Origin of the sequence: Desulfosediminicola ganghwensis (genome assembly GCF_005116675.2) — a bacterium.
In the GTDB taxonomy this organism is placed as follows: Bacteria; Desulfobacterota; Desulfobulbia; order Desulfobulbales; family Desulfocapsaceae; genus Desulfopila; species Desulfopila ganghwensis.
The window spans coordinates 91,122-112,042 of record NZ_CP050699.1; the positions used below are offsets into that span (position 1 = coordinate 91,122).

The window sequence follows — 20,921 nt, forward strand, 5'->3', positions numbered from 1 at the left end:
TCAGCCTTTTGGAAAATTCTCATTATACTCGCCTGCCTGAATTTCGAAAAATAGGCCAGGCTCCGCTATGCCCCTGGTCAACTGGTCAGTTCCTGACCAGTTGACCAGTTTCTGACCACCTCCCTTGACCGCCAGCATTCAGCCCCTGCCCGCCACACCAGCAAACACGCTCGCATTATCATACACTTAAAAAACATTTTCCCAGGAGCCTTACTCTGGCATCTTACTTGCTATTTATCCGGTAACAACGTGTAGTAATTTGGACTTTTGTGGACAGAAACTGACCACTTCTCCTATTTGCACCATATAACGTCATGAGGTAGACAATGAAACGAGTCCTGGTCGTCGACGATGAAGCGGACATGCTCTGGATGCTCCAGAGAAACCTCAATAAAGGAATGGAGGATGTCGAGATCCTCGCTGCTGAATCCGGTGAAGAAGCGCTCTCCATTCTCAGCGATAAAGGGGTAAATCTGGTAATTACCGATATAAACATGCCGGGCATGAACGGTATCGATTTGCTGATGGAGATTTCCTCTCGCTATCCGCAGACCGGGGTTATTATTATGACCGCCTACCCATCCAATACCTATGAAAGCCAGGCGATGCTGAGCGGCTCCCTGCGATTTGTCGAAAAACCATTCGACATCAATGACATGCGCCAGATAGTCAAGGACACTCTGTTTTCAGAGGAAGGCTTTCAGGGCACGGTGGACGGTGTTGACCTCATGGATATTGTTCAGTTCAACGGCCTCTCACGGGCAACAGCGGCCCTCAAGGTGACCACTGCCAACAATGAAGGCATGATCTTCTTCAAAGATGGTGACGTTGTACACGCCATGTGCGACTCAGAGAGCGGTGAGAACGCTTTCTTTCGCATTCTTTCTTTCCAGGGTGGCTCACTGCAGAATATACGAGGCGTTGAACCGCCGGTGATGAGTATCAAGAAAGGGCTTGATGGGCTGCTGCTTGAAGCCGCAAATCGCTCTGATGAAACTGACCCCAAAGAATTTCGCTCGGCAGCGGAAGCTCCAAAGATCGAAGATATCGACCTTGATGTATTTGAGGCGGAAGACAGTACAAGTAACCAGGAACCGGAATTCGACGAGTCGTTTTCCCCTGAAGATGATATTGCAACAGATCAAATATTGAACGACTTACCAACTACAGCAGAAGAGGAATTTGAAATGACAAATATTCAACAGATCCTGGCAGAGTTCACCAATATCGAAGGCGTTCATACAGCATGTCTGGTTGGTCGCGACGGCTTCCTCCTGGATAGTCTCGCCCGCCCGGGGATCGATGCGGAGATGATTGGTGCTATCGCCTCCTCCGGTTTTGGTTCTGCCGAGTCTATGGGAAATCAACTCGGCCAGGGCGATCTGAACATGACTATGTTCGAGTATGGTAATGGTCCGGTTATGTTTGCTCCAGTTGGCTCCGAAGCTTTTCTGGTAATAGTCGCAGACCAGGACACCAACCTTGGCTGGATTCGTATCGCTATCAAGAAACACTCAAGCAAAATTGCCGACGTGGCTCAGCTCTAACGAGCAGCGGCCGATCTATCACTCATTGCCGCCTGATGATAAAACAGTCAGGCGGCAATGGGTGAGATGCAAGTTTATTCAGACAGACAAAACCACCCGTGGCAACGACATTCCGTATACACTCCAGCAGTATCCGAGTGTTACACCTCGTAGTGCTTTTCCAAAAACTCCTTGAACTCGCCAAAAGATTTTTCATATTCCTTGATCAGCATCCTCGCTTTACCAAGCCAGGTCTCTTTAGTGGTCATCAGGAAAATAAAAAACGGTTGCCCCGGCTGATGGCGGATTATGAAGTGATACTGGCTGGTGGTAACCAGAATGTCATCGACTTCTTCGTCGTCTGCAAGCAGCTTAATTGCCTTTGCATTCGATTTTACAATGGAAGCAAGGTAAGCGGACGCCGCTGCAGTCTCAAGATCTTCCCGGCTACTTGCCTCGGCTATGGACATGCCGTCTTCGATGGTAACGACCGCTGCGGCAAGAATACCCGGTAGCTCACCGGACATTTTCTCGATGAGGCTTTGAATTGAATTGATCATGGTCTTCCCTGGAAATGCAGAAATTAGCAATGCGCATCAAAATTGGTGCGTATAACCTGAGCACTATACCATTCATGACAGCCGAAGTGAACTGAAGAATGCTCTTCAGTTCCACAAGGGTATTGTAATTGTTACAATCATCTGAATATCTGCAGACATCAGATTGTTTCCTTACCAGGTCTTTCAGACTACTCTCCAGCTACTATCTGACCGGATTGCTGTAGGCCCCCCTCAGATCTGTTATATTTTATCAGGCAATCGCTTCATTCAAAGCTTGCTTACTCTCCCATCATCCTTATAATTCTCTGGATTCGTCCGTCCCTATCAGCAGCGTATCCCCTTGATGGACAGTCACTGAACAGCACCACGGCCTGAGCCGAGTCGTAACGATTACACCAGCAAAGATCACCCGATGCCAGCAGTCGATTTGGCTAGAAAGGGTAAAATCATATACTATATGAAGACAGAGGCATGCGAGCAGTAATCCAGAGAGCAACAGAGGCACAAGTAACAGTAGACAACAAGGTAACCGGCAAAATTGGCCCGGGCCTCGTTGTCCTGCTTGGTATTCACCGTGAGGACGGTGCCGGAGAAATCCAATGGATGGCGGAAAAAATCATCAATCTCCGCATCTTCGAAGATGATGAGGGGAAAATGAACCGTTCTCTGGCTGATACCGGCGGTGAGATGCTCATTGTCTCCCAGTTCACCCTATACGGAGATTGTCGCAAAGGGCGCCGCCCAGGCTACTCCAGTGCTGCACCTCCTGAAATTGCTGAACCGCTCTACCTGGAATTTGTCCATGAAATAGAATCTCGCGGCATTACAGTAGGTACAGGTACCTTTCAGGCAATGATGCAGGTTGAGCTGATCAATGACGGTCCTGTCACCCTGCTACTCGACTCACAAAAGACTTTTTAACGCAATTCCTGCGATCCAGGAGGGAAAATTGCCTTCCATAACCACTAAACAGGACATCACATGACATTTCAGACAAGGAATACCTATTCAGGCTTTACCCTTGTAAAACATGCCAGGATCGACGAGATCCATTCCGATGTGTACCTTTTTGAGCATGACCTTCTTGGCTGCCCATTGCTGGCCATTAAAAATAGTGACAATAACAAGACTTTTTCCGTAGCCTTCAACACAATACCAACCGATTCCACCGGTGTAGCCCATATTCTTGAACATTCAGTACTTATGGGCTCGAAGAAATACCCGGTAAAGGATGTCTTTGGCGAGATCAACAAGGGCGGACTGATGACATTTCTCAACGCCATGACCGGTTCGGATGTCACCTACTATCCTTTTGCCACCAGGAATATTAAGGAATATTTCAACATCATGGACGTTTACTGCGATGTTGTTTTCAATCCTCTGCTTGAGCGCTCCACCTTTGATCAGGAAGGCTGGCACTATCACCAGGAGAGTGAGGATGCACCACTGGAATATCAGGGTGTTGTCTTTAACGAGATGAAGGGGGCATTTTCCGACCCGATCCGGCTCATCTTTCATCACATCTTCGGCGGCCTGATGCCGAACTCAACCTATGCCCATGAATCTGGCGGTGATCCTGCTAATATTCCAGATCTCAGCTATGAACAATTTTGTGATTTCCACAAAGAGCACTACCATCCCTCCAACGCCTTCTTCTTTGTCTATGGTGATGCACCACTGGAAGAAGAGCTGAGTTTCCTCCAGGAGAGGTTCCTCTCCGCCTACTCTGAAAAGGGTAAACGAACCACCATCGAGGAAGGCGACGAGACCACCAGACCGGTTTTCATTACAGATCATTACGCTGTTGACTCTCACGATACCAAGGAGAAGACCTTCCTGGCCGTCGGCACCCATGTTTCTACGGTACTCGACCGGCAACAGAGTGCCGCCTTCCAGGTCATCGCCAACATCCTCTTTAACTCCGACGGTTCACCGTTGAAAAACGCCATCACCTCAAGTGGCATGTGCAAGGACTTTGGTGGGTTTTACCTTTCGTCCTCATGTTTCAAGACCTTTATGATCAGCTACCTGGTCGGCAGCGAACCGGAGCATCGGGACAGCTTCCTCGAGCTCTACAACACCACCTTGAGGGAAATGGTGGAGAAGGGGCTTGATGAAGACCTGGTACTTGCTGAACTCAACAAATATGAATTCAGCCTGCGCGAAGAGGCAAGTAAGGCTCAGCGTGGACTTGACCTGATCGGCAAGGCAATGACCGCCCTGAAATATGGCACCGATCCTTTTGAAAACCTGGTCAATGAAGAACTGATCAGCTCACTGAGGGAAAAAGCACTCAGCGGCGATTATTTCGAGTCGCTGATCAGAGAATACCTGCTCGACAACCAGGCCACTGTCACGGTCACCCTCATACCGGATCCCGACAAGCAGGCTGCAACCAAAGCCGTTGAAGAGGAGCGACTGGAAGCTTATGCCGAGACGCTCACCAAAAAAGAGCGCAAGGAACTTATCAACCGCACCCGCAAGGTGATGGAGCAGCAACAACTGCCTAACGACATTGATACACTTTCCCTCTTGCCTCATCTCAGCCGCGAGGATCTCACAAGCGATATCAATTTTCACATGACCGAACCCAGCCGGCTGTTCGGCCAGGAAGTTCTGGTGAACAGGCTTGAAACCAACCATATCAGCTATTTAGACATTGGTTTCGATGTCAGCTGTCTGCCTGTAAAGTTGCTCCCTTTTATCGACTTATTCGGTACCATCATCACCGAAATTGGTACCGAGAGGTTGGATTTCAAACAGTTTGCCAAGGAGATAGCGACCTGTACCGGCAATTTCTCCCACTCCCTCAGCACCTATTCACACGGGCCGGTGGACCAAAACCTTAAACCCGTATTCTGGCTCCACCTCAAATGCCTGCCCAGTTACCTTGAACGTTCCCTGAAACTGGTGGCCGAGATTTTACAGGATCTCTCTTTGAAAGACAAAGCCCGTATACGTGAGATCGTTGGCAGGGAATTCGCCTGGTCTGAGCATTCCGCCCAGAGTGAGGGCTATACCCTGGCCTCCGCCCGGGTTTTTGCCCATCTCAGTCAAGCCGGTCAGTACAATGAGTATTTCAACGGCATCACCGCCTATAAGAGCCTGAAAGATCTTGCACTCAATTATGAGAGCAGAGAGGAAGACTTTCTCGATAACCTGCAGGCAATCGCCAACACCCTCTTCAACCGACGCAACCTGCTGATGTCCATCACTGCGGAGCCAGAAGAGGTCGAACTGTTCGAAAAAGTCGGCAATTGCCTGATTGAGGGCCTGTCTGACGAGCCGGTCAGCAAGCAGGAGTTGCCGGCCATGGACCTGCCCCGGCATGAGGCATTTATAACTTCATCCGAGATCGTCTACAACATTCAGGGAGCCAATCTTCTTGACGCCGGTAATGGCTATAACGGGCATTTCGAAGTTCTGAAGACCTACCTCTCAAGAGATTACCTCTGGAATACTGTACGTCAGATGGGAGGTGCCTATGGTTGCTTCATCCAGTTCAGCCAGATTACCGGCAACCTGGCCTATGTGAGCTACCGTGACCCCCAGGTGAAGAAGACGTTTGACGCCTATAACAACGTCCCGGCAATTGTCGCCGGACTCGACGTTCCCGACAAGGTACTCCAACAACTAGTTATCGGCACCTATGGGAATTTTGACCCGCACCAGAGTGCCGCCGCCAGGGGCGCAAGTGCCCGAAATGAATATCTGAGTGGTATTGATTCCGATTATAAACATCGACGATTGGCAGAAATCCTCGACACTACGGTTGACGATCTGCGGCATTTTGCCGGCTCATTTGAGCGAATGATCCCCAACAGCTATCGTGGAGCTATAGGCAACCGTGCCAAAATCGAAGCTGACAAAGATCTGTTTGATGCACTGACCGAATTATAGGACTGCCCAGCAACAGCCCCTTGGTGGCAGTTGTGTTGGCACATTCTCCATAATTCCCTGAACAACAAGCTTGGGGAGACCACCAGTTACTCCTTCACTGGGCGGTCTCCCCAACTGCTTTTCCCGCTCCTCAACCTCGTTCCCCTTTTCAATTACCCTTTCATACTGACCTACAGCTGTCCGAATCTGCTGCTTTTATGTCATTGCGGACAATTCGTTTTTCTGTGACTATCAGTTCACAACAAACTCACCAATATTAAGGGTAGATGATGTCCAATCCAACGCAAGACCATACCAGCAGGCACATTCTCCAGTTCGCCTTCCATGGAGCCCAGGCCCTCGATATTACAGGCCCGCTTGAGGTTTTCTCCCTTACCAATCAATTCCTGGCAAACGGGTCGGCAAGCCTGAATCATCCCTATAAGATCGACCTCATTGCTGAAAAATCCGGCCCGGTCACTCTCTCCTCAGGGCTTCGATTAGTTCCGAATTACTGTCTTGAATCTCCGGTCGAAACACCTTGCTTCACTGCGGTCGATACTTTTCTGATCCCAGGTGGAAACGGTGTACAGGCAGTGAGAGAAAATGACACTGTGCTTTCTTTTATTCGGCACCAGTCAACAATAGCCAGACGTCTCGCCTCCGTATGCTCTGAAACATTCCTGCTTGCCCAGGCCGGATTACTTGAAGGAAAGACCGTCACCACCCACTGGCAGGTTTCCTCCCGGCTTGCCCACGAATTCCCGGCACTACAGGTAGAACCAGACCTCATTTATACAAGAGACGGGAATATCTATACTTCTGCAGGTATTACAGCGGGTATAGACCTGGCTCTCTGCCTGGTCGAAGAGGATTATGGCCGTAAGGTATCCCTCGCTGTGGCCAAGGAACTTGTAGTTTATATGAAACGTCAGGGTGGTCAATCCCAATTCAGCAGTGCGCTCAACCTCCAACATGCCAGCCCGACTGTATTGGGGGACATCATTTCCTGGATTCGGGCCAATCCCACAGCTGATCTCTCCATTCATAACCTCGCCAGCCTGACACGCCTGAGCGATCGTCACTTCTCCAGGAAATTTAAGATAGAGACAGGATTTTCTCCCGGCGTTTTTGTCGAGAAGGTGCGAGTTGAGCACGCTGCCAAGATGCTCGAAAACAGCTGTGACGGGCTGAAGTCCATCGCTGCTGATTGCGGATTTTCAAATGAAGAGATGATGCGTCGCTCATTCAAACGACAGTTGAATGTTTTGCCCAATCTTTATCGCCAGCGCTTCGGTAAATAGCTGGATGGCTTATTCATCCAGGGATGCTCCTCTGCCGGCCAGCCATACTCGTTCATGGCGTACCCCCCTTTTTCTCCGATCATCCAGATACGTAAGCTGAAATCACTAAAGGAAATACAGATGAAGACAGACATCGCCCTGCTGCTTTTTGAAGATACTGAGGTCCTTGATTTTGCAGGTCCATTTGAGGTATTTTCCGTCACCGACGAATTACACCAGCATCAGTTCTACAATATCTACACCGTTGGCCTGGAATCCATTCCGGTTAAAGCGAAAAACGGTTTGCAAGTTGTGCCGGACTATTGTCTAAGTAATTGCCCTGCTCCGGAAATTCTGATAATTCCAGGCGGCTCCGGAACTCGCGCTCTGCTCGAAAATGCAGATTTTCTCGACTGGATACGGTGTACTGCTGCATCCTGCAAACATGTGCTTTCAGTCTGCTCAGGCTCCCTGGTGCTCGCCAAATGCGGCCTGCTGGCCGGGCTTGGCGCAACGACTCATCATCAGGTACTCGCCGAGCTTGAAGAACTGGCTCCGGACAGTGATATTTTCCCGCAGAGGCGTTTCGTAGATAACGGCAAAATCATCACCTCCGCCGGCATCTCAGCCGGAATCGATATGTCACTCTATGTCGTCGGGTTGCTTCATGGCCCCAACGCCGCACGAAAAACGGCACAATATATGGAATACCCACTCAACACCCGGGCTAACAATGCAATCTCCTGAAATTTCAGATAGTAAAAAACCCACAGTGCTGCCATATCTGGCTTGCCTCTTTTTCATTTTTACCTGGGCGGGCTGGATTGTGGTTTCCCGCCACGGCACCCAGACAGCAATGACACCGGTGGACCTCATCTTTATTCGCTTTATCACCGCGCTGATTGTCTCCAGCCCACTCTGGTTTTTCTATAAGTGGCATAAGATACCGTGGTATCGTGTGATCCTGATGGCCTGGGGAACCGGCGCGGTCTACCTGCTCTTTTGCTTTGGTGCCATGAGCAACGCCAAGGCAGCCAGTGCAGGCGTACTGATAAATGGCTTGTTGCCTCTTTTCGGGGCGATCATCAACTTTGCCTGGACTGGTCAACGGGCCAGCCGCATCACCCTGTTGTGCATTGCGGCAATTATCATCAGTAACAGTCTGCTCATTCAGGGTGATATGGTCTTGCTCAATTCCGGCCAGGGAGCACTTTCAGTACTGTTGTTTACCGCCGCATCATGTACCTTCAGTTTTTACATGGTAACTGTAAAAAACTGGGGATTCACCCTGATGGATGTCGTTATCTGGGTACCGATCGTCAATGCTCTTACCATAATCCCGATCTGGTTCTGCAGCACTTCCGGTCTTCCTGCCACCCCGATCTCTATCATCGCCAGCCAGGCCGCCTTCCAGGGAATCCTTATCACGCTTATCGCCGGAGCAATAATCGCCTATGCGATTCGCTCTCTCGGCCCAATGACCACTTCCATGTTCGGGTCGTTTGTGCCCGCCGTGGCCGCTGTTCTGGGGCTCATCTTTTTAGGGGAGCAACTCACCCCCCTCGAAATTGGCGCTATCGCTCTATGCACCTGTGCCCTGCTGGTCAACAGCAGATGGGGAGCCGGCACTCAGGGGAAAGCACTCAAATAAAGGCTGGTTGTTTCCAGCAGATTGCCTTGAGTGCCCATAAATTTCTTCTGCAGCACGTTCTTTTCTGTAAATCGAGTTCCGGCAAACTCAATAAAAAGCACTGTGTTATTAAAGTCTAACGGCTTATGAGCGCATCAGGTATCTCCACCCCCATCTCCCGATAGTATCTGGCAGCGCCCGGGTGAAGGGGTACCGGCAAACCGGTGATTGCCTGCTCAAGCTTCATCGCCTCGGTGATCGGATGAATATTATAGAGAAATTCCAGATTGTTATAGATTGTCTTCACGATATGATAGACATCCTGATCGCTGACATCTGCACGAACTGCCAGGAAGTTCGGCTGCGCTATAGTCCTTATCGGACGGTCCTGCCCCTGATAGGTGTTGGCTTCGATAATATACTCACTCCACAACTGCTGCCTGCTATTCACAAGCCCCACCTGCTCAGCCGTAAAATCCAGTACCCGAATGTCCTTTCCTAGTGCTGAAAAGGCCTTATTCACCGCCGTAACCGGCGGGCCTCCCGGGATACTCATAATCTGGATCGTACCCTTTCGTATTGCATCGGCACTGTCGTTATAGGTCAGATTGACCAGCTCGAAATCTCCCTTCGCTTCCAACCCAAGCCGATCAAGAATATAGCTGCTGGACCCTGCACTGCCTGAGTGGACCTCACCAAGAGATATCTTTTTGCCGGTTATCTGCTCAAGGTCTGCAACCGTGCCGCTCTGCACGTAATCCGACTGGACTATAAAATGCTCAACATTCTGCCAGAGCATGGTTATCGAGCGTAGGTTTTTCTGCGGACCCTGTTGCACGAACGGACCCTTGCCATCCCAGGCCCATGAGCCGTACAATCCCTGCAGGATAGCGAACTGCGCCTCTCCCTTTCTCATCAGTTGAAGATTTTCCGCTGAACCTGCCGATCTGATGGCTGTGAGCGATAAACCATACCCCGGCTCAAGCTTTACCTTGGTCAGGGTTGCCAAAGCCACACCAACCGGATAGTAGGTACCTGCGATATTGGCTGTGGCCAGCACATATTTCCGCTCTCCCGCCGACTGAACTGACCCTGGAACGATCACGGTAAAAAGCAGACAAGCGAACAGCACACTACAGGTCCATGCCCACCAACCCTTACTGAAACACAATTGCAGATTCATGCCCGCCCCCTCTCAATCGTCCAGATAATCAGTTCTTACCAGACCATGCTTTACCATCTTCTGGTTCAGGGTACGCCTCGGCAGGTCCAACTCTTCCATTACCGCCGTGGCATTGCCTTTATGTCGCTGCAGTGATTGTTCAAGAACACATTTCTCGAAACACTCGCTCTGTTCAGCCAATGATTGCTGAGCCTCCATCACACCATGTGGTTCCGTGTTTCCGAGCAGGTAGGCTATACGATTGTCACCACGTTGCGAGGTAAGCACATAACGCTGGGCAATATTTTTCAACTCCCGCACATTGCCGGGCCAGCTATGGGCCATCAATGCTGTTATGTCGGCCGGTGTCAGCGGATCAATCCCCCGATTATAGCGTTTAGCTGCAAGATCTGAAAAATATTCAAAGAGTAACACAATATCCCGCCCCCTTCTAGACAAAGGCGGCAAGGTGATCCTGGCCACATTCAGCCGATAGTAGAGATCTTTTCTGAGCAGTCCCTTTTCACAGGCAGACTCCGGCTCGACGTTGGTGGCGCTGATTACCCTGATATTTATCGGTATTGTTTTGGTGCCGCCAAGCCGTTCTATTTCCTTTTCCTGCAACACCCGTAGCACCTTGGCCTGCATGTTCAGCGGCATGTTATTGAGTTCATCGAGGAAAAGCGTGCCACCATCAGCCTGTTCGAACTTGCCGATCCGACGGCCGACAGCCCCCGTAAAAGCGCCCGGCTCGTGACCGAACAACTCATTTTCAAAGAGCCCTTCCGGAATTGCGCCACAATTGATAACCACAAACTCCTGGTCAGCCCTCTCGCTGGCATCGTGCAGGCAACGGGCGGTCACCTCCTTGCCTGAGCCGGTTTCGCCAAAAAGGAATACGCTAGCATCGGTCGGCGCAAGCTCCTGAATCTCCTGATGCAGAAACTGCATCGCCTCGCTGGTCCCGAGCAGTTTACTCTCAATGCTGTCCCGATCCTGCTGAAGACGCTTTTTCAACAGACGGTTTTCCAGCACCAGAGCACGCTGTTCCTTGGCCCTGCGCACTGTTTCAAGCAGGATATCCGGCTCAAACGGTTTTTCGATAAAATCGTAGGCACCTTTGCGTATCGCCTCCACCGCCATGGGAATATCACCATGGGCAGTGATCAGTACCACCGGTATCTTTCGGTCAATGCTCTGCACTTCATGCATCAGTTGCATACCGTCGATATCTGGCATCCGAATGTCGCTGACGATGACCCCGTTGAAATTGCGGTCGATTATCTCCAACACTTCGCGCCCGCCGCTGAAAGCCTCAACGTGCAAATCAGCAAGTTCAAGCCACTGACTCATAGCAAGGCGCATCGCCTCCTCGTCATCAATCAAATAGATGTTTTCCAGCCCCTTACTCACTCTTCAACACCTCCAATTTCTCGTCTCATATTATTGCATCCTGCATGTCAGCATTATTACCGAGAGGAAAACTGAGCAGAAAACAGGCTCCGCCTCCATCACCATTGCTCGCAATAATTGTTGCTCCCAGCTCCTGCAATATCGAGTAGCTGATTGACAGCCCCAGCCCTAAACCGTCGCCATCTTGCTTTGTGGTAAAAAACGGCTCGAAAAGATACTCCATAGCATCGGCCGCGATGCCTGCGCCATTATCTGTAACCTGCAACCGGGCTTTGCCGTCACCTGCTGTAATCTCAATATCAACCCTGCCGTCATCCCGCTCTTTGAGTGCATCCATACTGTTCACCAGCAGATTGATCACCACCTGCTCCACCCTGACCGGATGCCCTTGGATAACTGCACAGCCTTTCGGCAACAGCTCAGTGGAGACCGCGATATTCTTTTCTGCCAACTGAGCCGAGAGAAATTGAAGTACATTCTCTACACAGACCACCAGGTCCACCGGTTCACTTCGACCGATATTTTTCCGGGAAAAATTTTTAAGCTGCGCTGTGATTGAAGCCATCCGGTCCGTAAGAGAACCGATCAACGACAGGTTTTTCTTCACCTCATCATGCCTTCCCCGCTCCAGTAAAATAGAACAACTCGCCAGAAATGTCCGGATTGCTGTCACCGGCTGATTGAGTTCATGGGCCACGGCGGCCGACATCCGGCCCAGCGCAGCAAGCTTTCCTGTCTGGATAAGTTCCCGCTGGGTTTCCCGAAGACTCTTCTCGGTCCGCTTATGCTCCTGAACCTCCTTTTGCAAAAGCAGGTTCAGCTCGCGAACAGCCTCTGCTTCCGTGGCTTTTGTGAGTGAAATTTGTTTCGCCTTTCGTTCCCTCAGGTAGAGGACCATCAGAAAAATAATAACCGAGGCGGCAATGGCCGCGATCTGGGTTGCCCGCATCAAGGTCGCCACCGGTGCCAGGCTTTGCAGGTAGTGCAGCCTCCAACCATATTCCGGCAGCTGATTCGATGTTTCCAGATAGGTGTCCTGACCGATTTCCAGGATGTTGCCGAATGCGCTGTTTTGTCGCACCATGGGCAGGACTTCCAACTCTTTTTCAAGATACTGGTTGGTAATGAGCCGTTTTCTGGTTGGTTTTGAGAGCTGCTCTATAGTCCGGTAACGGTATTCGTCACTGGTTGATAAAATAAAAACCCCGTAAAAATCACTCACCAGAATCGTCTCATCACCATCCCGCCAACTCTGCTGCAATGATCCGAGGTCCACCTTTACTGCAACTACCCCAAGCAGGACCCCGTTCTCATAAACGGGAGATGAGATGAAATAACCTGGCTTTCTCGTTCGAAGCCCAACCGCATAATAACCGCCGGAATCCCCCCTTCTGGCGTCGAGGAAATAGGGGCGAAAGTTAAAATTCTGGCCAAGCAGGGAGAATTCACCGCGCCAGTTACTGGCTGCTACCGTGGTCCCCCCCTTATCCAGTACGAAAATAAGGCAACCTGTCGCTGCGCCGAAATCTTCCAGATGCGGATTGACCCGTATCTCATCCAGCTCACCTTTCAACAGGGAACGAATCCGCGCATCCCGTGCCAATACATAGGGAAGATGACGGTATTTTTCCAGGCTGTCCACCAACACCCGCGAGTAATACCCTGCCCTGGTACGCCCGTCGCGCTGTAGATCGTGCATAGCCTGCTGCTCCACATAACGGCACAGTGCCCAGGCAGCAGCGCCAAGCAGCACAAGAAAAGACGCTGCCAGCAGCCATGTGACTTTCTTATTGCGGTGGGCTGTGCCGCTTACAGTGGCAGTTCTCATGGTTGAACTACTGTCTTCCCGCCCGCGATACCGACTTTCTGTTTCGTGACCAGAAGAGAACTATTCGCGACAACACCAACCCTGCAATCAGTATCAAGATCGTCAAGTACCAGCTGTGCCTGATCCGGCGATATTTTTTTTACCCCGATCTCACGACAGATTTCCTCATCAAGATCGGTGATCAGAGCAATACGAATACGTCTGGTCTTCTCCATCATAGCCAGGGCCGTACCACCGTTGCCGACATAGCGCGCAACCAGTTCAGTAAAGGCCTGCTTCCAGCCCCCCATCCGAAAATATGGTAAAAAGGTCTTGGAGCCTATCCCGTCCCGGCACTCAGCAAACATTATCAGCGTACCACCATCTTCAACCAGCGGAGCCGCATTATGAATCGACTTATGGCTCTGGATGAAATTAATATCCTTGGGAAAGCCGCCGGCAGAGGCAATTACCAGCGGATATTGTTCTTTTTGTTCAACGGTATAATAGCTGTCCAGCTCATCACAGGCTGCCAGGAAATCCTGGTAGCTGTCACCAAAAATGAATCTCGCCACCTCACCTTTGCTGTCGAGAATACCGTGAATCGAATGGTAGTCCGGCATCCTTGACTGCATATCGCGCAAATCATCAGCCAGGGGGTTGCCCACCAGATTTCCGGGTCGGCAGCCGGCTGATAGAGTTGATTGCTCTGGGTCGAGGAAAAGTCGATGATTGGCATAAATCGCCTCCCGTTCACCGAGCCCGGGAAAAATAAGTTTTCTGCCGCCCCCGTAACCGGCAAAGTAATGGTGAGACAGGGCACCGACAGTCAGTACCAGCCCGGCAGAACAGAGTTCTTTGCGGACCCGCACCGGTGTCCCTCTGCCGGTTTTCCCCAGTTCCTGGAACTGTTCTCTTTTTTCACAATCGTGGTGAATAAAACGATAGTTGTTATACACTTCACCATAGGCTTTCAGACACTCGTCATCGCTCTGCCTCGGATGAGTGCCATAGGCGATAAAAAAGGTTATCTCTGCCGGATCAACGTCCAGCTCCTGCAATGTAGTCACCACCCAGGGAAGGATGGTTGTATACCCGCAGAGCCGTGTCTTGTCAGCCACCACAATGGCGACATTGGTATTTTTGCCCCGTTGCGTCAACATCGGCTCAACGAGATCCCGTAACCTCATTCGGAAATCACTCTCTTCAACCGCATATTCCGGTTCCCTGAATGAGTAGTGAACCGCATCCTGAGAAATGTTGAGCGAGCGATATCCCTTACCGCCATCTAATCCCTGTCCGTAGGGAAGTTCTATCTGCTGCATTTACCCTCCATATTGCCAGCCATCATTGAATTCACTCTCGCAGGCGTCAGACTCTTCGCCTTTCCCTGCCGTCAAGCAACATAAAGAACAAGAACCGTTCCAGTTGTCAGATTCTTAGCACTGCTGGCCCAACTCTGATTCATAGCACGAAATCAATACGATATGCAATCAATGCCAAATCATGAGCGAAACCATAAGCAAGATCTTGCCGATAGCCAGCTCCCCATAGGCAAAATTTTGCCGATTGACTCCCGGACTCTATGCGGGCATTCTTGTAAATAGCCTAATACGCGTCTCTTTCACAACCGCCATTCTGCAATCCGCCATGGCCCGCCTCTTGCTATATGGCAACTTGGAAATCTAACAAACACGAAGTAACGGTTGGAGGTCAACCCACCCATCTATCAAGGAGGAAGTTATGAAAATTACATCGGCGATAGCCCGTTGTGCCCTGGTAGCCTTTACTGCCACCCTGCTCTCGACTGCCGCTGCCACCGCGGCCGAAGAGAAGAACTACCTGCTCGCCACTGCCAGCACAGGCGGCACCTATTACCCTGTTGGCGTAGCCATCTCGACCCTGACCAAGGTGAAGCTACAGCCTACGGAAGGGATCGGCATGTCTGCTATCAACTCTGCAGGCTCAGGTGAAAACATCAAGCTGCTGCGGGACAATGAGGCGCAATTTGCTATTCTTCAGGGCCTCTATGGCTACTATGCCTGGAACGGCAAGGGTCCGATCAAAAACGAAGGCCCACAAAAAGGGCTGCGCTCGGTAACCATGCTCTGGCAAAATGTTGAACAATTTACCATCGCCGCCGACAAAGCCGCCACCGGAACCATCGAGGATGTTCTCGCCTTAAAAGGCAGCCGTATGGCGCTTGGCAAGAAGAACAGTGGCACCCTCGGCTCCAATACCGTCCTGCTTGAAAATCTTGGCATGGATCCAGCCAATGATTTTGACCTGGTTTATGTCGGCTACGGCCCCAGCGCCGATGCCCTGCAAAATGGTCAGGTGGCAGGAATGTCCACCCCGGCAGGAACCCCTACGGGAGCTGTAACCCGCGCCATCGCCGCCATGGGAGACAAAGCAAAGCTCCTTGAGTTCACCGATGAGCAGGCCGCAAAAGCTGACGGCGGCCTCGGACTCTGGACTGAATACATTATCAAGGCCGGCACCTATCCGGGCCAGGAAAAAGACATCAAGACCATCGCACAGCCAAACTTTCTTGCTGTCCGTGCAGATGTGGATGACGAAGCCGTCTATAAAATCACCAAGACCATTTACGAGAATCTGGCATTTTTAAACGCAATCCACAAGGCCACTGCCGTGATGCAACTTGAAAAAGCCATCGCCGGTCTGCCAATGCCCCTGCACCCCGGCGCTGTGAAATATTTCAAGGAAGCTGGTCTTGAGATCCCTGAAAAACTGATCGCCGATTAATCGACAGCAAGCAAATTTCTTTGTTCGAACATACCGGCTCCCCTTTTTTCGGGAGCCGGTTTTCTGTATTACCTTCTACCAGTAATTGAATCAGCATTACGGGAGCACCTCATGCAAACCGACGACATTTTCATGCCAACCAAGGGATTTGCCGGTAAAGCTATCTTTTATATAGGTATCCTCGTCTCTTTGGTTCACATCTACTTCAATATCTTCGGCGTGCTCCCAACGCTTACCCAGAACGCACTGCATTATTCCGGCTTCGCCATTCTCTGCGCCCTTGTCTACCCCTTTCGGGGAGCAGGTAAAAAACGAGGCCGCTTCGGTCTGGTCTTTGACTGCCTGCTCGGTGTTACTGCAGCATTCTGCGCGATTTATATGATCGCTATGGAAGATGCCATTTACGCGCGCGGTGTTCATCTCAGCAGCATTGAGTGGGTTGCAGGTACCATCCTCATCCTCACCGCAGTTGAGTTTACCAGAAGGGCCACCGGTTGGATTATCCCGGTGCTGATCCTGCTCGCCCTGAGTTATGTGGGCTGGTGGGGTGAGTATGTGGGCGGAGTATTCAGATTCAGCGGACTTTCGGCTGAAACAATACTTTTCCGCTCGGTGTATGGTGATGATGGTCTGTTCGGCAACATCGCCAGAATATCGTCAACCTTCGTTTTCATGTTCATCCTCTTCGGCGCATTTTTACTTCGCTCCGGAGCCGGGGACTTTGTCATAAATCTTGCCAGGGCCGTGGCCGGCAGGATGATTGGGGGCCCCGGACTGGTGGCGGTTTTTGCTTCCGGGCTTACCGGTACCATTTCCGGCTCTGCTGTGGCCAACACAGCCTCCACAGGAGTCATCACCATCCCGCTGATGAAACGGGCAGGCTTTGAAGCCCGCTTCGCCGCAGGTGTTGAAGCAGCGGCTTCTACCGGCGGTCAGCTTATGCCGCCAATCATGGGTGCCGGCGCCTTTGTAATGGCCAGTTACACCCAGATCCCTTACACCACCATCGTGCTCTACTCGATCCTGCCCGCGATACTTTATTTCGCCACAGTCGGTTTTTTCGTGCGCATCGAGGCTAAACGTACCGGTATAGGTATCGTCGAAGATGAAAAACTGGGCGTCATGAAAGTTTTGAAAGAAGGCGGCCTGCCCTTTCTGCTGCCGGTATCTATCCTGATCGGTATGCTGATTTATGGCTTTACTCCCACCTACGCCGCAGGCTTTGCCATTCTCTCTGTTGTCGTCTCATCGTGGATGACCCCGAACAGGATGGGTGTTCAGGCGATCATGGAGGCGCTGGCCCTGGGTGCGCGCAATATGGTGATGACTGCCATCCTGCTCTGCAGTGTCGGCCTGGTTGTCAATGTTATCGCCACCGCCGGAATCGGCAACACCTTTTCACTGATGATTACCGAATGGTCCGGTGACAACATGCTGATAGCCATCCTGCTTATCGCCCTGGCCTCGCTGGTGCTCGGCATGGGGTTGCCGGTCACTGCTTCCTATATCGTGCTTGGCACCCTGTCCGCCCCGGCGCTTTATACACTCATCGCAGACGGCCAGATCACCCAGACCATCGCCAGCGGTATGCTGAGTGAAGACGCTAAAATGATCTTCATGATGGCGGTCCCCGACAAAGCTGAGCTTCTGGGCCAGGTCATGCCCCTGGCCCAGGCCAGGGAATTGTTTGCTTCGGTGCCACTGGAGCTGAGCGATACCCTGCGCACTATGCTCATTGCTCCGGAAGCAGCCACTTTCGCCCTACTTTCGGCCCATATGATCATCTTCTGGCTCAGCCAGGACTCCAACGTCACCCCGCCGGTCTGCCTCGCCGCCTTCACCGGCGCCGCCATTGCCGGTACACCGCCGATGGCCACCGGTTTTCAATCCTGGAAGGTCGCCAAAGGCCTTTATATCATACCGCTTCTTTTCGCCTACACCAATCTGCTCGGCGGCTCACTTGCCGAAGTTCTCACCATCTCATTTTTCGCCCTGCTCGGGCTCTATTGCTTCACCAGCGCCATCCAGGGGCATATGGAAAATCCCGTCCCGCCACTGGTACGTATTGCTCTGCTGGTACTGGCCTTTTTCCTGTTAAAACCTGCTTCACTCGTCATTCATAGTGTTGCCGCAATACTTTTCTTGCTGCTATTTGTCGTAAACTTTACAATGAAAGCCCATAAAAAAAATCCTAACGCGAGTCAACCGGCTTCAGCGTAAAGAGATACCCGCAAGGAGATACGCAGTGCCATGAACAACGCAATTCAACGCGAAATTGAAAACATAGTAGGTAAGGATAAGGTCTTTGGCTCCGTTGAGGATAAAATTGCCTACTCCTACGACGCTACCGGCGAAGAACATATGCCGGATCTGGTGGTTCACGTGTCAACCACAGAGCAGGTTTCCCAAGTCGTCAAACTCGCCAACAGGGAAAATATCCCGGTCATCCCCCGCGGTGCCGGCAGCGGCTTCAGCGGCGGCACCGTGCCGATTAAGGGCGGTATCGTCCTGGTTCTGACCGATATGAACCAGATTCTTGAGGTGGATGAAGACAACCTGGTGGCGGTTATCCAGCCTGGAGTCATCACCTTGCAGCTTCAGCAGCATGTGGAAGCTCTCGGCCTGTTCTACCCGCCGGACCCCGCTTCACTCGATTTTTCGACCATGGGCGGCAACGTGGCCGAATGCGCCGGAGGCCCTCGCTGTGTGAAGTATGGAGTCACCAAGGATTATGTCCTCGGCCTGGAAGTTGTTACCCCCACCGGCGATATTATCCGCACCGGTGGGCCGACCATGAAAAACGTGGTCGGCTACGACCTCACCAAGCTCTTTACCGGCTCCGAAGGAACTCTCGGTATCATCACCGAGATCACCCTGAAACTGCTGCCAAAGCCGGAAGCCAAGCAGACCATGATGGCTCAATTCACCTCCATCGATGGTGCTGCCCGCGCAGTATCGGCAATCATCAAGGGCAAGATCATTCCCACAACTCTTGAATTTCTGGATAAATCCACCCTCGAGTGCCTGCGGGAAGGGGTGAATGCAGATATCCCCGAAAGCTCCGAAGCCCTGCTGATCATTGAAGTCGATGGCGAACCCGAACTGCTGACCAAACAGATCAACCGAATTATTGAAATCATTGAACCTTTGGGTATCGTTACCACCCAGGTCGCAACCACTCCTGAAGAATCAGACAAAATTTGGAAGATGCGCCGCAGTGTCAGTGCGAGCCTGAGAAATGTAGCACCGGACAAATTCAACGAAGATATTGTCGTACCCCGTTCCCGAATCCCCGAGATGATCAGAAAACTCGAAGCGATCTCGGAGAAATTCGGCGTGCCGATCGTCAATTTCGGCCATGCTGGTGATGGCAATATCCATGTCAATGTGATGGTCGATCTGAAAGTTCCGGGAACCCAGAACAAAGTCGACAAAACCCTGAAAGAGGTCTTTGCCGCTGCCCTTGAACTGGGCGGGTCTGTAAGTGGGGAACATGGCATCGGTATTACTAAGCTACCCTTTATCGCCATGGAGCTTGATCAGGCCACCAGAGATTGCATGGTGACTATTAAAAGAGCACTGGACCCGAAGAATATCATGAACCCCGGGAAGATTTTTCCCTCGGAAAAATCTTCATGAGAAGCCAGGAGGAGCGAGTGAGGGGATGCCCCTCACTCGCTCCTCCCCGCCTGCCTTAATTTTTTCTCAAATAGCCCTGCACATACTCCACCGCTTCTGATCGGCCCAATGGTCGCAATGCAAAAAACAGTTCCCGGCACGCATTCAGATCAAGCATCCGGGCAATCTTTATGGTCTCCAGGTCATTTCTGGTGTAGGGAAAGTTTTCTTTGTCTTCCAGAATCTCTTCTTTCCAGACCAGCTTGGCATAGACCAGGGTCTGGGCACAGAGCATTTCGGCGCGGGCTTTACTGATCTTTCTGCCAAACATATATGCCAGGGTCAATTCATCGCCCGGGGCAACCATGCTGCCCATATAGCCACTGGCGCGCATCTCCTCAAGTTCGATGAAATGTGTTTTCAACCGCCAGCCCCCGCCTTCGGCGGCTAACTGCTGAAAGAGGTATTTCTTCAGCAACAGGTGCATGGCCCCGGCTTCCACATAGATGCTGTCACTGTGCGGCAATAACTTCATGATCTCAGTCGTCCGCAATTGGTCGCGCAGCCTGAAGCGCGCCGCATCAGCCCGGGCGAAAAGGTCCATGGCCCTTAGGATTTTCAGGTAATCTTTTCCCCGCACCGCCTTGTAATAGGCTATCAACCGCCCTGTGGCTACCCGTTCGTGATCATATACCTGAAACTCCACTGAGGAGCGATCTATATCAGCCGGCCCATTACCATCCGCCAGGAAATCCTGTATCCGATAGAGATGATGCCAGAACGGCTCAACCTGCATCACCTTTTTGCCCAGTTTGTGAAAGTCCCTGACCAGCCGGTACTGCTCGGTAGAAAAAAGCGGATATTCGACGTCGAGTTCCAGCAGGTGATCTTCAATAGACTGTTGGCCCCCCAACATCTTGTAAAAGTCAGGGTGCGACGGCTCTTCAAGCACTATCAGCTTGCTGAGAGACATCAACTCGGCAGTTCTCTGCAGGGTTTCCGGTCGATGGGTAGACAAGGCCAGGGTCAGGGTTTTCATTCGGTAACAGTAGGTACTCTTTGGGCAGAATCCAGTATTGCTGAACTCCGCACCGGCGGATTGATACCTTTTGCCCACACAATAACTCTTCGTGTACCCATACAAATATGCCACCAGGCTTATTTCAGAAAAAATGCTATGACATTATGATTCAATTTCATTATGTTAGAGGGGTTTGTGAGTTCTATATACACTGGTTATCCCTGTTCACTTTCACATTTTTTTCGCAGGTGACAAC

Annotated in this window: 15 protein-coding genes; 9 read left to right on the forward strand and 6 right to left on the reverse strand. The window is 51.3% G+C overall.

The window, feature by feature from the left end:
* Nucleotides 1-326: 326 nt before the first annotated feature.
* Nucleotides 327-1,547: a response regulator gene (locus FCL45_RS00385; RefSeq protein ID WP_136795331.1), complete on the forward strand. Its 1,221-nt coding sequence runs from the start codon at nt 327-329 to the stop codon at nt 1,545-1,547.
* A 140-nt stretch (nt 1,548-1,687) separates the two neighbouring features.
* On the opposite strand, the gene FCL45_RS00390 is transcribed toward FCL45_RS00385, so the two are convergent.
* On the reverse strand, nt 1,688-2,086 hold the full coding sequence (locus FCL45_RS00390) for a roadblock/LC7 domain-containing protein (protein WP_136795332.1): 399 nt from the start codon (nt 2,084-2,086) through the stop codon (nt 1,688-1,690).
* 471 nt (nt 2,087-2,557) lie between these two features.
* Here FCL45_RS00390 and dtd point away from each other — a divergent pair, with 471 nt between their 5' ends.
* The 5 genes from dtd (at nt 2,558) to FCL45_RS00415 (ending at nt 8,899) form a co-directional block, all read left to right on the forward strand.
* On the forward strand, nt 2,558-3,007 hold the full coding sequence (dtd, locus tag FCL45_RS00395) for a D-aminoacyl-tRNA deacylase (RefSeq protein WP_136795333.1): 450 nt from the start codon (nt 2,558-2,560) through the stop codon (nt 3,005-3,007).
* A gap of 60 nt (nt 3,008-3,067) precedes the next feature.
* Nucleotides 3,068-5,986 (forward strand): insulinase family protein, encoded by a 2,919-nt coding sequence (locus FCL45_RS00400; RefSeq protein WP_136795334.1) that lies wholly within the window; start codon nt 3,068-3,070, stop codon nt 5,984-5,986.
* A 266-nt stretch (nt 5,987-6,252) separates the two neighbouring features.
* A complete protein-coding gene (locus FCL45_RS00405) occupies nt 6,253-7,269 on the forward strand; it encodes a GlxA family transcriptional regulator (RefSeq protein ID WP_136795335.1) in 1,017 nt (338 codons plus the stop codon).
* 120 nt (nt 7,270-7,389) lie between these two features.
* Nucleotides 7,390-7,995 (forward strand): DJ-1/PfpI family protein, encoded by a 606-nt coding sequence (locus tag FCL45_RS00410; RefSeq protein WP_136795336.1) that lies wholly within the window; start codon nt 7,390-7,392, stop codon nt 7,993-7,995.
* Nucleotides 7,982-8,899, forward strand: a complete 918-nt coding sequence (locus FCL45_RS00415; RefSeq protein WP_167495620.1) for a DMT family transporter — start codon at nt 7,982-7,984, stop codon at nt 8,897-8,899. The genes FCL45_RS00410 and FCL45_RS00415 overlap by 14 nt, the downstream gene beginning before the upstream one ends.
* 115 nt (nt 8,900-9,014) lie before the next feature.
* Here the strand turns inward: FCL45_RS00415 and FCL45_RS00420 are convergent, their stop codons facing one another.
* The 4 genes from FCL45_RS00420 to FCL45_RS00435 are packed head-to-tail and all read right to left on the reverse strand — an operon-like array spanning nt 9,015 to nt 14,585.
* The gene (locus FCL45_RS00420) at nt 9,015-10,061 is read right to left on the reverse strand and encodes a TAXI family TRAP transporter solute-binding subunit (protein WP_136795338.1); all 1,047 of its coding nucleotides are present in this window, start codon (nt 10,059-10,061) and stop codon (nt 9,015-9,017) included.
* A gap of 12 nt (nt 10,062-10,073) precedes the next feature.
* Nucleotides 10,074-11,453 carry a sigma-54-dependent transcriptional regulator gene (locus FCL45_RS00425; RefSeq protein WP_228721414.1) on the reverse strand — a complete coding sequence of 460 codons (1,380 nt, stop codon included), beginning with the start codon at nt 11,451-11,453 and terminating at the stop codon, nt 10,074-10,076.
* Between the two features lie 25 nt (nt 11,454-11,478).
* The gene (locus FCL45_RS00430; protein WP_136795339.1) at nt 11,479-13,281 is read right to left on the reverse strand and encodes a sensor histidine kinase; all 1,803 of its coding nucleotides are present in this window, start codon (nt 13,279-13,281) and stop codon (nt 11,479-11,481) included.
* Nucleotides 13,278-14,585: a nickel-dependent lactate racemase family protein gene (locus FCL45_RS00435; protein ID WP_136795340.1), complete on the reverse strand. Its 1,308-nt coding sequence runs from the start codon at nt 14,583-14,585 to the stop codon at nt 13,278-13,280. Before FCL45_RS00435 ends, FCL45_RS00430 begins: the two co-directional genes overlap by 4 nt.
* A gap of 418 nt (nt 14,586-15,003) precedes the next feature.
* Between FCL45_RS00435 and FCL45_RS00440 the strand changes: the two genes are divergently transcribed.
* The 3 genes from FCL45_RS00440 to FCL45_RS00450 all read left to right on the forward strand — a co-directional run bounded on the left by FCL45_RS00440 (nt 15,004) and on the right by FCL45_RS00450 (nt 19,665).
* Entirely contained in the window at nt 15,004-16,026 is a 1,023-nt protein-coding gene (locus FCL45_RS00440; protein ID WP_136795341.1) for a TAXI family TRAP transporter solute-binding subunit, read from the forward strand.
* A gap of 111 nt (nt 16,027-16,137) precedes the next feature.
* On the forward strand, nt 16,138-18,246 hold the full coding sequence (locus FCL45_RS00445; protein ID WP_136795342.1) for a TRAP transporter permease: 2,109 nt from the start codon (nt 16,138-16,140) through the stop codon (nt 18,244-18,246).
* A 30-nt stretch (nt 18,247-18,276) separates the two neighbouring features.
* On the forward strand, nt 18,277-19,665 hold the full coding sequence (locus tag FCL45_RS00450) for an FAD-binding oxidoreductase (protein ID WP_136795343.1): 1,389 nt from the start codon (nt 18,277-18,279) through the stop codon (nt 19,663-19,665).
* Between the two features lie 55 nt (nt 19,666-19,720).
* On the opposite strand, the gene FCL45_RS00455 is transcribed toward FCL45_RS00450, so the two are convergent.
* The gene (locus FCL45_RS00455; protein WP_136795344.1) at nt 19,721-20,761 is read right to left on the reverse strand and encodes a hypothetical protein; all 1,041 of its coding nucleotides are present in this window, start codon (nt 20,759-20,761) and stop codon (nt 19,721-19,723) included.
* Nucleotides 20,762-20,921 lie beyond the last annotated feature (160 nt).